The 12,883-nt window shown below is 29.8% G+C and carries 14 protein-coding genes and 1 pseudogene; 10 read left to right on the forward strand and 5 right to left on the reverse strand.

Annotated elements, in window-relative coordinates; translation table 11 throughout:
- Nucleotides 1–237: 237 nt before the first annotated feature.
- A complete protein-coding gene (locus ACWJJ7_RS14515; protein ID WP_462962718.1) occupies nucleotides 238–1,518 on the forward strand; it encodes a S41 family peptidase in 1,281 nt (426 codons plus the stop codon).
- Between the two features lie 252 nt (nucleotides 1,519–1,770).
- Complete coding sequence (locus ACWJJ7_RS14520) at nucleotides 1,771–3,069, forward strand: PDZ domain-containing protein (RefSeq protein ID WP_462962719.1); 1,299 nt, start codon at nucleotides 1,771–1,773, stop codon at nucleotides 3,067–3,069.
- Nucleotides 3,070–4,065: 996 nt separating this feature from the next.
- Here the strand turns inward: ACWJJ7_RS14520 and ACWJJ7_RS14525 are convergent.
- From ACWJJ7_RS14525 to ACWJJ7_RS14535, 3 genes and pseudogenes are all read right to left on the reverse strand, one after another.
- Nucleotides 4,066–4,377 (reverse strand): type II toxin-antitoxin system death-on-curing family toxin, encoded by a 312-nt coding sequence (locus ACWJJ7_RS14525; RefSeq protein WP_462962720.1) that lies wholly within the window; start codon nucleotides 4,375–4,377, stop codon nucleotides 4,066–4,068.
- Nucleotides 4,377–4,550: a DUF2281 domain-containing protein gene (locus tag ACWJJ7_RS14530; protein ID WP_165412533.1), complete on the reverse strand. Its 174-nt coding sequence runs from the start codon at nucleotides 4,548–4,550 to the stop codon at nucleotides 4,377–4,379. The genes ACWJJ7_RS14525 and ACWJJ7_RS14530 overlap by 1 nt, the downstream gene beginning before the upstream one ends.
- Before the next feature lie 180 nt (nucleotides 4,551–4,730).
- Nucleotides 4,731–4,829, reverse strand: a pseudogene (locus tag ACWJJ7_RS14535) (YnfA family protein); the annotation flags it as partial.
- A 168-nt stretch (nucleotides 4,830–4,997) separates the two neighbouring features.
- Between ACWJJ7_RS14535 and ACWJJ7_RS14540 the strand changes: the two are divergent.
- From ACWJJ7_RS14540 to ACWJJ7_RS14565, 6 genes are all read left to right on the forward strand, one after another.
- The gene (locus ACWJJ7_RS14540) at nucleotides 4,998–5,801 is read left to right on the forward strand and encodes a lipid II flippase Amj family protein (RefSeq protein WP_165412535.1); all 804 of its coding nucleotides are present in this window, start codon (nucleotides 4,998–5,000) and stop codon (nucleotides 5,799–5,801) included.
- A 211-nt stretch (nucleotides 5,802–6,012) separates the two neighbouring features.
- Nucleotides 6,013–6,792, forward strand: a complete 780-nt coding sequence (locus tag ACWJJ7_RS14545; RefSeq protein ID WP_462962721.1) for a hypothetical protein — start codon at nucleotides 6,013–6,015, stop codon at nucleotides 6,790–6,792.
- Between the two features lie 107 nt (nucleotides 6,793–6,899).
- Nucleotides 6,900–7,685, forward strand: coding sequence for a thymidylate synthase (locus tag ACWJJ7_RS14550; RefSeq protein ID WP_462965002.1), 786 nt, complete (start codon nucleotides 6,900–6,902; stop codon nucleotides 7,683–7,685).
- Nucleotides 7,685–8,185: a dihydrofolate reductase gene (locus ACWJJ7_RS14555; RefSeq protein WP_462962722.1), complete on the forward strand. Its 501-nt coding sequence runs from the start codon at nucleotides 7,685–7,687 to the stop codon at nucleotides 8,183–8,185. The genes ACWJJ7_RS14550 and ACWJJ7_RS14555 overlap by 1 nt, the downstream gene beginning before the upstream one ends.
- Before the next feature lie 136 nt (nucleotides 8,186–8,321).
- A complete protein-coding gene (locus ACWJJ7_RS14560; protein ID WP_462962723.1) occupies nucleotides 8,322–9,230 on the forward strand; it encodes an MBL fold metallo-hydrolase in 909 nt (302 codons plus the stop codon).
- An 80-nt stretch (nucleotides 9,231–9,310) separates the two neighbouring features.
- Complete coding sequence (locus ACWJJ7_RS14565) at nucleotides 9,311–9,742, forward strand: hypothetical protein (protein WP_462962724.1); 432 nt, start codon at nucleotides 9,311–9,313, stop codon at nucleotides 9,740–9,742.
- Nucleotides 9,743–9,937: 195 nt separating this feature from the next.
- Here ACWJJ7_RS14565 and ACWJJ7_RS14570 read toward each other — a convergent pair whose 3' ends face one another.
- Nucleotides 9,938–10,309 (reverse strand): LytTR family DNA-binding domain-containing protein, encoded by a 372-nt coding sequence (locus ACWJJ7_RS14570; RefSeq protein ID WP_462962725.1) that lies wholly within the window; start codon nucleotides 10,307–10,309, stop codon nucleotides 9,938–9,940.
- 607 nt (nucleotides 10,310–10,916) lie between these two features.
- On the opposite strand from ACWJJ7_RS14570, the gene ACWJJ7_RS14575 reads away from it, so the two are divergent.
- Both ACWJJ7_RS14575 and ACWJJ7_RS14580 read left to right on the forward strand, forming a co-directional pair.
- Nucleotides 10,917–11,117, forward strand: coding sequence for a helix-turn-helix transcriptional regulator (locus tag ACWJJ7_RS14575; RefSeq protein WP_165412411.1), 201 nt, complete (start codon nucleotides 10,917–10,919; stop codon nucleotides 11,115–11,117).
- A complete protein-coding gene (locus ACWJJ7_RS14580) occupies nucleotides 11,114–11,590 on the forward strand; it encodes a DUF6773 family protein (RefSeq protein ID WP_462962726.1) in 477 nt (158 codons plus the stop codon). Before ACWJJ7_RS14575 ends, ACWJJ7_RS14580 begins: the two co-directional genes overlap by 4 nt.
- Before the next feature lie 277 nt (nucleotides 11,591–11,867).
- Here ACWJJ7_RS14580 and ACWJJ7_RS14585 read toward each other — a convergent pair whose 3' ends face one another.
- On the reverse strand, nucleotides 11,868–12,317 hold the full coding sequence (locus ACWJJ7_RS14585; protein WP_462962727.1) for a hypothetical protein: 450 nt from the start codon (nucleotides 12,315–12,317) through the stop codon (nucleotides 11,868–11,870).
- Nucleotides 12,318–12,883: the final 566 nt, after the last annotated feature.

Here is a 12,883-nt window from a genome sequence, read left to right on the forward strand (position 1 = left end):
TCCGCAGGAGATGCTTTGACGACTTCAGAAGGAGATTTATACTTTCACTGAATTTCTGTATTTATTATAGTGTGTAACATATACTTATAGAAGTGGGAGACTTTCCTTCTGAAATGTCGTTAAATTTATTTATTTTCTTATTAGTGTTATAAATTTATTATATTTACATAAATAATATATAGATAATATATAGATAATATATAATAATATATAGATTATAGTAAAGAGGTGTATAAAATGGGCGATGAAAATAAGCCTGAAAAATTTAGAACTTTAGAAAATGGTAGTGAAAAACCTAAAGCAAAGAAAATTAAGTGTATTATATGGATTATAGTTTTAGTGCTTATTACTAATACCATAACTTTATTTGTCTCAACTCAAATTTCATTAGGTATTCCTAATGGAAAAGTAGCTATTGGAAGAGAAGCTTATGACCAGGTACTAAAGTTTCAAAAACTATTTTTAGTCAGAAATAAATTGTATGAGTATTATGATGGCAAAATTAGTGACGATGTTTTAGTTGAAGGAGCTATAAAGGGCATGACTGATTCCCTAAAGGATCCTTATACAACTTTTATGAACAAAAAAGAGTTTTCAGACTTTAATTCTCAAACAGAAGGAGCTTATGTTGGTCTTGGAATACAAGTGGGAGTTAAAGACGATAAGATAGTTGTAATTGCACCCTTTGACGGATCACCAGCTAAAAAAGCAGGATTAATTTCTGGAGATATTATAGAGAAGGTTAATTCAACAGAAGTGCCTGGAAAAGAACTAGAAAAAGCTGTTACAATGATGAAGGGCAAGGCAAATGAGTCAGTTACCTTAACTATTAATCGAAAAGGAAAAGGTAGTTTTGACGTTAGTATGAAACGTGCTAAGATCGATTTGATAACAGTTAAAGGTGAAATGCTAGAAGATAAAGTTGGGTATATTCAACTTACAATGTTTGATGAAAATACTGCTAAGAATTTTGAAAAGAAATTATCAGAATTACAAGGCAAGGGTATGAAAAGTCTAATAGTAGATGTAAGAGGAAACCCTGGCGGACTTTTAGATCAGGTTGTAGATTTAACATCTAACTTTGTACCTAAAGGAAAGGTTATTGTATCTACAATAGATAAGAATAAGAAAAAAACTGAAGATAAATCTAAGGGAGGCCTCGCAATAGGCATGCCATTAACAGTATTAACAGATGAAGGTTCAGCAAGTGCTTCAGAAATTTTTGCAGGTGCTATAAGGGACTATAAAGTTGGTACTTTAGTGGGAGAAAAGACCTTTGGTAAAGGCATAGTTCAAAGGATGTTTTACAGAAGCGTTGATGGTTTTGATGATGGTACAGCATTAAAAATTACTATATCAAAATATTATACTCCAAGTGGTGAGAATATACATCATATTGGAATAAAGCCAGAAGTGCCGGTTGTGTATCCACAAGAACTTAAGGAAAAAGCGTATGATAGAACTTTGGATCCACAGTTTAAGAAAGCTTTAGAGATAGCTAAAGATAAAATCAAGTAATAATATAAGAAAATTTATTTAAGTATCTACCAATAGATTTGGTAGATACTTGGTTTTTAACGACATTTCAGAAGGGAAGTCTCGTACTTCTATAATCGTAAGTTATATAATATAACAAAGAGAAGTTCAGTGGGAATATAAATCACCTTCTGGAGTCGTTAATATTGAGCACCGCAGGTGATGATTTGACGACATTTTAATAGCTTATAATATTACGTGTTTCATAGTGATATGAAAGGAGAATTTTAATCAATGGAAATTGCAATACATACTTTAAGAGCAGTTGCTTTTGCAATTGTTGACCCTTCAAATGCTTTTATTTTAATAATGATTGCAGTAATTTTTTATAATAAAAATAAGAAGACTGCAGCTATGCAGAAAATGATAATGGGAGAAAGTTTAGATTCGCCTTTTGAACTAACTATATCTCAAATTGTAATAGGAATTATTGCCGGTGCTGTGGCAAGTCTATTATTTACATTTTCAGGATTAGTTTTTGATGAAAATTCAAATATTTATTTATTGTTTATGGTGTCGTTATTTTTTATGGCATTTAAGCCTAGATTTATTTGCTTTTCTTATTCTGGTGCAGTTCTGGGCATGGCGAGCCTGGTGTTTAAATATGCAGCAAGTACATTACATATGCCACAATTGAATATTATAAACATAGATATTCTTACATTAATGACACTGGTTGGAATATTACATATTATAGAGGGGATTTTAGTAATGATAGACGGCTCAAGAGGAGCTATTCCTGTGTTTACTAATAGAGATCAAAAAATTGTTGGTGGGTTCGCCTTAAAGAGATATTGGGCACTACCAATTGCTTTACTTATACTTTTAAGTGCGAATTCAGCAGAATTAGTTCTTGTACAGAACGTCATGATGCCTGAGTGGATGGGGATAATAAAAGGGGATATAGTCAATAAAATTGTAAAAAATTCGGTTATAGCTTCTATGGCTTTGTATGGAGTTATTGGATATAGCAGTATTACATTTACAAAGCTTAAGAAAAAGAAGGCGCTTACTTCGGGAGCCTTAGTATTGACTTATGGTATAGCACTAACAGCTGTATCACAATTAGCAGTATTAGGGGTAGCTTTTCAATTATTTATTTTGATATTTGCGGCTACATTGCATGAGGCAATGTTACGACTAGAAAAGTACATGGAGCTCACTTTAAAACCAAGATTTATGAGTAGTGAAGAGGGAATTATGGTGCTGGAAGTAGCGCCTAACTCTCCTGCTTTTGAAATGGGGATTAAAAGTGGAGATTTAATAGTGCAGATTAATGAGAAGAAAATAGAGGATGAACAAGAAATTGTTAATATAATTAAAGGAAAATTTAATGCAATATCTCTTAAAATTAAAAAACCTTCCGGAGAACTAAATGACACCAGTTATAGCAATATGGCTGCTAACAAAAGACTAGGTATAGTAATTGTACCAAGGGAGCTACCAAAAGATACTGCTATAGTAAAGGTGGATAACGAAACCTTTAAAGATGTGATGAACAAAATGAGCGGTAAAGAAAAGGACAATAAATAAAGAGAAGTATGAAATTTATCCGGCGTGACTTGCAATAAGAGTTTGAAACGAGAGATTTTATTAAGGAATTCTAATCTTTTGCGAATATTAAATTCTCTAGCACTCACATTCGGCGTCCTGCCTCAGGTTCGCTAGCCTGTCGTCCTGACAGGCTCACGAGAATTTTATATTGGCAAAAGAAGAATTTCTAAATGAAATTTTAATGTTTCTGCACTTCTTATTACGAGTCAATTCGGAGAAATTTATACTTATTATTTTATTTCTTAGTAAAATCCGAACGATAAAAAAGATCTCAAAAGAGTGATATAGTCGTTTGTATTTATTAAATTCACTCTACATCCATATGGGCGTAGCCCTTAAGAAGTAATGAGAGTGCTATTGATTAACTAGTTGCCATTGGTAACTAGTATTTTTTTTTTTATTTGTGTTACATAAAATAGGATTGATATCCCTGTCTTAATAGCTAAATTTAATTATAAGCACTGGAGCAATAGTATTAGTTTCTGTAATTCTAAAAACATAAAAATACATATCTATTAAAACTGTTATGAGCCTATTTGCGCTATGATAATTTAAGGAGTATATACCATTTTTACCTTTATGGGTATATGTTTTTGTTGAAGTGAATTTTAACATATTGTAACAATTTCATCATTGAATAAATACTTTGAATATGTTAAAATTAGTAAGAATTAAATTGATTTATGCGGCTATAATCGTTAACAGATACTAATTTTAGTGAGGTGGCTATGAAAAAAAAATATTATTTTGAAAGAATCAGCACAATAGTATGTTTATCGTTAATTTTATTTTCCACCTGGCAACAATTTCGATATAACCATACTTCTTTAATTGTTGCATTCGTAATTGTGTATTCGTTACTAAAAAATAAATTTTTTAAAAATGCAGAATATGAAAATGAAAAAGATTATATTTTTAATATAATAAATGTACTTTTACTTTTACCAACTTTATTTTTGATTATCTATATGGTGATTAATAGATAAAATTAATATCTATATTATTAGAACTGTTTTCCATACTTCTAACCACTTTAAAAAAAAGAATTTCTAATACCCCTATTCGTTTGTTTCCATCTACAAAACCATGATTTTTAACAAGTCCATGAGTAATAGCTGAAATCTTCTCCTCAACGTCCTTATACAAATCAATACCATCAAAAGTTGAATAACCTCTATTTAATCCACTCTCAATTAAGCCTAAATCTCTTATTTCTTCACTGCCACCAGTCTGCTCCACTATCTTTTTATGAAACAACAATACATTATCAATATCTATACTTTTCATTATTTGCTTAACTCCTTAAGCGCTTCATTATTTTCTATAATAACTAAATCCATCATATTTTCTAATTTTTTTTGATTCTTATTTTTTAAAAAATCAACAAAGTCTATTACTTCTATTTTTTTATCTTCCGGAAGTGTTTCAAAATCTTTTATTAGTTTTTCTGCTAAACTCATTAACTTCACCTCGCTTTATAACTCTTTATACTAATTATATACCATAGTGAAATAAAATACTCACATAATTTCTAAGTTTAAATCTACTCAAAGTTATAGTTTTCTAACAGATTAAATATAAGGTTAGATAAAAAAGTACGGAATTTATCATGAGTGCCTAGAAAATTTAGATGATTAAAGACTTTTACCATCGCGTAAAAATAACCAAACAAGATATCCTCCGCCTATTTCAAATATACCTGCTAGCACAAAATAAAAAACTGACTTTATAATTTCCAAGTGTAGATCCCCTTACCTATTTTTGATTTTAAGACACATTTAAATATTATATCATGAAGAGATACATGTTTAATTATAATAATATTGGAAATATCTATTAAAATTCGATATAATGTAGCAAGATGTAATAGCATATTAAGAAAAATTAAGGAAGACGGAGGGGAGTATATGTCTAAACAAGTAATAATTGTTTTAATTCTTACGGTTATCATTTCCATAATTTCAACACTGGCCTATTCTGTAAGAATTGTTGGTGTACGAACGGGAAGAATAGCGGTATCTTTTGCGGTATTTAATATTTTTTCGTTAATTTCTAGAACTGCAAATACAGTACAAGCACCATTACTAGCTAAAAGGATTGAAGAGACTATAAAAGCCGGGGACCCTCAAAGTTTATTATCTACATTTAGATGGATTCTATTTTCTACAACAATAGCAACAATTATTGGCGCAGCACTCATGCCAACATTTATAAAAATTTTTGGAAAACTTGTAGAATCATTTAGTTATAATCGTTCTATAGCTAAATTGTTATTACACTCGTTTTCAAAATCAGGAATAGAGCAGTTTAAAAGTAGTGTTACAAAACCTAGAAAAGAAAATTTGGGACAATTTAAAAGTTTTAAAATGATACCTAAGAAAATAGTTTTAATTAACACCATAGCCTTTTCAATATTAACTGTTGGTGTTTTAGCATCATTGTATGCAGGATGTTTAAATCCAGAACTAAGAAGTACATGCAGTACATTATCAGGTGTGATAACGGGCATGGCAGCAATACTTATGGTTATATTCGTAGATCCATATATATCGATTCTGACAGACGATGTAATAAAAGGAGAATGTAGTCAATTGCAATTTGATAGATGTATAATTTTTATTGTTGGAGGATTGATAGTAGGTACGATTTTTGCACAGTTTTTATTAGTTCCAGCAGCACATATAATATCTTTTATAGCTAAAATAATTTAAAATAAAATTTAAAAACACGAATCAACAATTCTTATTTATAAAAAAATGACAAGTGTGTTGTTTTGATGAGGGAAGAGTATGTATGATATAAAGGCATACTTTATGTTATAATTAAAACTCAATTGTAACTTAATATATCATAATATTAAAAAAAAAATTTTGTTTAGATTCTAAAATATAAAATATAATTTGTATGAAAGGTGAAATTCTAATGAAGAAAAAGCATCTATTAATAATAGCTTTAATAATTAGTTTACTGTTCGGAACTTATAATTTTCTTGGGTTAAAGCAGCGAGAAAAAACTGCAACTGAATTATTTATATTTAGTTTAAATGAAGCACAATCTTGTTTTGGGTCGGACTATAGTAAATTGGATGAAAATACTAAGATTAATTATTATATCAAGGCATCATCTAACTTGTATATAGCTTTAAATATATTAAATTCGACTTCATATGCTAATATTGAAAATCGAAATGAATTATCTAATGCAATACGTGAACTTCATTCCTGTATATCAGAAATTAATACAACTAATAGTAGGTGGAGAGCTGTTACTGAAAAGCGTGAACTTATATATAATTATTTGCATTGTATAATTATAAATCCTAATGATAAAAATAATTGTGAAGCACTTTCTAAACTTGCGAGTAATTTACTTTTAAACGTTGAAAATGTCTTGATTAATTATGAAGGCAAGAGTCCCAATTGGGATGTAGGCTATAAAATTGATGGTACTGAGAACTCACATGATACTTATTATACATTCAAGTACATTGGGAAAGCTGGCGACTCAGTAAAGGATGTAAAATACTCAATAGATACAAGGAATGAAGGAGAAAGTGGTGAATTTAAAATTGACAATACTAAGGTTTATACTGGCAAACTAATAATAACTGCAGGGCTTCCCAAACCTACTGATAGAGATATGATAGTAAAGATAGAATGGAATGGGAAAAAAGAGTCGTTAATATTAAAAAAGTCTAAATAAGGGTTGAGCTATAGAGTAAAAAAGAAATATAGAAAGGAAGTGAATATTTAGTGGGTTTTAGTACTTATTGTACACTTTCTCACTAATGATAAATTATGTTAAATGAAATGGATAGACAATATATTAAAATGGCAGAGAAAATTATTAAAAAAGGATATTATGACCAAAATCGTACAGGGGTTGCAACTTTAAAGCTTCCTCACCAAATTATGCAATTTGATTTGGAAGAAGAATTTCCAATATTAACAACTAAATTTGTTGCATTTAAAACTGCAGTAAAAGAATTGCTTTGGATTTTCAAAGACCAATCTAATGATGTCAAAAAACTTCAAGAACAAAATGTACATATATGGGACGAATGGGAGTTAGAAGATGGCACGATAGGGAAGGCGTATGGGTTTCAAATAGCTAAGTATCACCAAATTGATACACTTATTGATGCTTTAAAAAATAATCCTCAAGACAGAAGAATGATGATGAACTTATGGAATATAGAAGATCTTCCTGAAATGGCGCTTCAACCTTGCTGTTTTTTAACTATGTGGGATGTAACTGATGGAAGGCTGAATTGTATGTTAATACAAAGGTCTGGAGATACGGCCTTGGGAATTCCATTTAACACAAGCCAATATGCAGCATTAGTTCATATGATTGCACAAGTTACAGGACTCAAAGCAGGATTATTTACTCATGTTATAAATAATGCACATGTATATGAAAATCATATTGAAGGTTTAAAATTACAGATTTCAAGAAAAGAAGAAGCTTTAGAAGCACCTAAGATTTGGATTAATCCAGAAATTAAAAACTTTTATGACTTTACACCTGAAGATGTTAAACTAATAGATTATAAACACCTTGGGAAAATAAATATGGGGAGTGTGGCTGTATAATGCTTACGTGTATTGTTGCTATTGGAGAAAATTTTGCTATAGGGAAAAATAATAAATTACTTTGGCACTTTTCAAAAGATCTAAAAAGGTTCAAACAGATTACAAGTGGAAATACTATTATAATGGGAAGAAAGACATTTGAGTCTCTTCCGGGTATTCTTCCTCAAAGACACCATATAGTCATTACTCAAAATAAGGATTTTGTAGTAAATGATGAACGAGTTACTGTTTTAAATTCTAAGGAAGAATTATTAGAATCTTTAGAAGATAGTAAAGAATATTTTGTTATAGGGGGAGGAGAGATTTATAAGTTATTATTGCCTTATTGTAATAAAATACACTTAACAAAAGTGCATAAGGAATATGATGCTGAGATATTCTTCCCAGAGCTAAATTATTTGGAGTGGAATATTAGAGAAGAAGAAACTGGTTATATTGATGATGATAAAACAACACCATACAGTTTTTTAACATTGGAACGTATTACTTTAGTAAAATAATAGTTTATAAAATAACAAAATGACTTAGAGAAATCTAAGGTATTTTGTTATAATGTTTTCGATTACATTATATATTAGCTACATAGCCATTAATAGGTAATCACATAAATGAGTATAAAAGGAAGAAGGTGAATATATGGAGATAAAAGAAATAAAGGGAAATACATTTTGTATTGATACTGGAATGACATACATACCTTTTTATAAAATTAATCATGAAGAAATCATTATGTTGGATTCAGGATGGGCACAAGGAGAAAGAGAAGGAATAGAGGAGCTTCTTTTAAAAAACAACTTTAAGGTAGTCGCCATAATTTGCAGCCATGCTCATATAGACCATGTAGGAAATAATGCATATTTGAAGGGAAAATATAACTGTATTATTGCTATGCCATCCTATGAAGCTCTTATTTGCAGTTCAACGATAGATCTCAAGCTTTATTATAGTAGCCAAACATTAGCCGATGTTACAGAGCATTTTGGAGAGATGGTTTGTGAAACAGATATTATGATTTTGGATAACCAAGATAGCATAACGGTATGCGGTGTTAAATTTAAAATTATTCATACACCAGGTCACAGCCCTGCACATATATGCATTACTACTCCTGATGATGTTGCGTATTTAGGAGATTCACTCATAAGCTATGAAGTCATGAGGGGGGCTAAAATGCCTTACGCTTATATACTTAGTGTGGACTTGGAAAGTAAATTAAAGCTTTATGATCTAAAATATAGCAAATACGTAGTGGCACACAAAGGTATATATGACGATATTACAAAACTTATAGCTGACAATATAAGTTTTTATAAGGATAGAGCATTAAGAATATATAATGTTATAGATGGTACTATGACAATGGAGGATATCCTAAAGGCTGTTATTAAAAATTTTAATATTAATGTAAAAAGCAAATACAGATATACTACGATAGAAAGAATGTTAAAGTCCTATGTTGAATATTTAAATGAAACAGGAATGATAGTGTTAAATATGGATAAGGGGTTTCTTAAATATTCAAAAGCGGTGATTTTAGATATATAAATTTTAAAAATTTTTATTAAATACATCCCTATAACATAACTGCAGTTCATTATGGGAATATTAATAAATAGGTGATGCTTATGACTAAAAAAATAATAGCAATTATGTTCTTATTTATTATGCTTTTACATTCAACAATGGTTCGTGCTGAAGAATTAAAATATATCGAAATTTTTGATCCAAAGCAAGAAAAGGTGGTGAAAGTAGTTCAGTTAAATCCAGAAATTCATAATATGGTTGAAAGCTTTATAAAGAATGTGGATAATATCTACGGTAAAAGTAATCCTCTTACAAATGATGGGTATGCAATTAGAATCCCGCTTTACCCGGCTGTTAAGGTACAAAGAGAATGTTTAAATGCACTTGTATATGAAGTCTATATAATAATACCTGAAAAGGATCCACCATTTTTTATGATTTTTGAAGATGAAAACAAACTACTTTGTTTCCCATTTAAAGGAGATATAAATTCGTTGTCAAAAATTTTAGATTTTAAACTAAGAGGCAAATAAGGGTCTAGTTAGGATTACTGTAAAAGTAGAATAATAAAATCTATAATTGTTTAGCACTGGCTGAAGCTGGTGCTATCTTTTTATTAATAGATTTATAAAACCCACAGCAATATGAATGTTAGAAAATATTATTGACTTGTCTTAAATGAACAAGTCAATTTTTATAGGATTATACCCTTAAATTTATAGAAAATATTATCGTTTCTTTAATCCATCATTTAAGCTATTTATTTTCTGTGAAACCTTACTGAAATCCACAATTTCTGAGTTTGAAATTCGCACAAATGATTCATTTGGAGGATTTTCCTCAATCTCATATAAACGGTTTTTTAACTTAAATAATCCTCGCGAGGACCGTGCAAGTATTTTTGTGTTTTCAGTAGAAATACTGAATACATCATTAGGGTTAATAATAAATATTTTTTTGTCATCAAATCCAAGTAGTAACTTAGAATCATTATTTGAAAGTTTCTTTACGATTTCTGATATTTGGTTTGTAATTTCACTTGTATAAATCACAAGTTTAGGAATTTTGAAATTTGAATCTAGTTTAATTTCAACATCCAAAACAGTCACCTCCTTAAATTTATTTTGGATTTAATGTATGAATATAGTATATTTGTTTAAATATTAAATTTCATTATCATCTATATTGGCAATTTTTCTATACCCAATTTAAGACTTATGGTAGGGGCAATATTAGCTTGTATATATGTAAATTGCGTGCCATTTATTTTTGTGAAAAGTAAGTAGTAATCTTTGCTTGGAAAGATAGTGAAATGTTACTTAAAGCGTTGATTTATACGTGTTGTTAAGCGGTTAGTTAAATTTAACTATATTTAACTGGATTTAATTAAACTTAACTAGATTTAACTAAATTTAATTAAATTTAATTAAGCAATTATGCTTTTGCATGTATTGTTCTATGTGGTATAGATGATGCGGATTTAGCCTAATTTAGAGGGACATATATGACTTTAAAGATAATAAAGTAAGGTAACCGCGTAAAAGTGGATACCTTACTTTTATATTCTAGCCATTTTCACGTGACTTAGTATAAATAAATTCAAAATGATGGTATCACTCATAGCAATATATATGAATTAAAATGTAATATATAGTTTGCATTTAGAAATATATATGTTATGATAAGCAACGTAAGGAGGTTTTGTGATTGAAGAATAAACGTATGAAAATTGCTCGCGTAGAGTGCGAGTTGTCACAGGAACAACTGTCGGAAAAGGTAGGAGTTACAAGGCAGACGATTGGTATGATAGAGGCAGGAAAGTACAATCCATCACTTAATCTTTGCATTGCCATATGTAATGCATTAAATAAAACATTAAATGATTTATTTTGGGGGGAATCAAAATGAAAAATAAGAACATTAAGGACGAGAGGGTTATTGAACAACAGCATAAAATAGTTAGCGGTGCGTTTCAATTAGTTTCTATATTTTTATTGATTTCTGTGTTGTATAAGCAATTCATTTTAAATGCACCTTTTAAAGCTTATATGACGGAATTTATTGCATTTTTCGGTGGTTCATTATATGTTATTTTGGGAAATTTCATGAAAGGTAATGACGTATACAGTAGTTATCATGTTGGTACAAAAAATCATAGAATAAGACGCTATCTAATAAACAATTTGGGTATAAGTTCAGGAATTACATTTGGTCAAATAATGCAAAATCATTCAAGAGATTCACAAACTCCAGTAGAAATACTCATCATGTTTTTAATCACATTTGCTTTTTCGATTTTGGGGTCTTCAGGATTAATCTGGTTTTCAAAAAAACGTACAGATAAAATCGTTAAACAATATGAAGAACGCGAGGATAACTAGAGATATCATAAGTAACAGTGGTGAATAATGATACGACGAATATTTTAGAAAATATGAGCAAACTATAATCAAAAAAGGAGCATGCTAGGAATACCCTTGGCAAGCCCCTTTTCTATTATATAGGAAACAACTTGTGGTAAATAATGTGGATAACTTTTTTTTATGCCCTTCGGTTTCATCCCACCTGTGGATATAGATATATGATTTTTGTTACAGCATAATTTAAGAAAAAATTCGTAATTTAAAATTTATGGGTTACCTCATATTGAGTGAATTTTTAAAGCAAACTATGTAACGCTCTAGTCTGGTATAGGTGTAGTTGCTTCAGTATAATTTTATCGGCTTGAGCCTGAGTTATAGTCCCATTACTTACAAGGGATGTTAAAGGATTTATATGAGTTATCTTGTTACTATCCATATATAGTTTACTTCCTTGAGTAGTAATAGCTTTAGTTTTTTCTGAACCTTCAGATCTATTTAGTACAGCTTTAATTTTATTCGCCTCAGTTTGAGTTATAGTATTAGCAGTTACAAGGTTTTCAACATTTGCGCCTAAACCCTGGTTTATTTTAGTGTCTATTTTTTTACATTCATTTGTGAAAGGTGCTTTTCTACCAATATTTAATGGGTTAGAAGTTGCTGCGAAAGTTGTACTGGCAGATGATAAAAGTATTCCAACTGTTAGTGAGCCAGATAGAATTTTGGTTTTTATAGATATAATTTTCATTTTAATATCTCCCTCATTAATTTATTTTTATCGATTCTATCTTTTAATCATAGCAATTGCGAGTGTCAACGAGGTGTCAATATGATGTCTATTTTGTTTGTTTTGTGTATTTTCCATAAATTTTGCATCAAATCATCTCCTGCGGAGCTGTAATTAACGACTTCAGAAGGAGATTTAGGCTCCCACTGAAGTTTTATTTTTGTTGTAGTATGTGATCCCCACTTATAGAAGTTGGAGACTTTCCTTTTGAAATGTCGTTAAATTCCTTCATAAGATAATCCCAACTTACCAGGCTTGCTAACAAATATTTTTAAGCGAAAAAAGGTATATATTACTTATAATGAATTAATAAGTAATATATACTTTATTTCTTTTTTATTATATAGGAAACAGCTCGCGAAAAATAATGTGGATAACTTAGATATGCCACAAGCGAATATCTAGAGACTGTGTTAGCCAACCTAGGACGATAGGTCTCAGATTTTCCCTGAACTGTTTTTAGAAATTCATGTTTTTTCGCCCGACAATATAGTACCATGGTAGCATAAGAGTCACATCTGTGGATA

Source organism: Clostridium sp. CM042 (genome assembly GCF_055080995.1).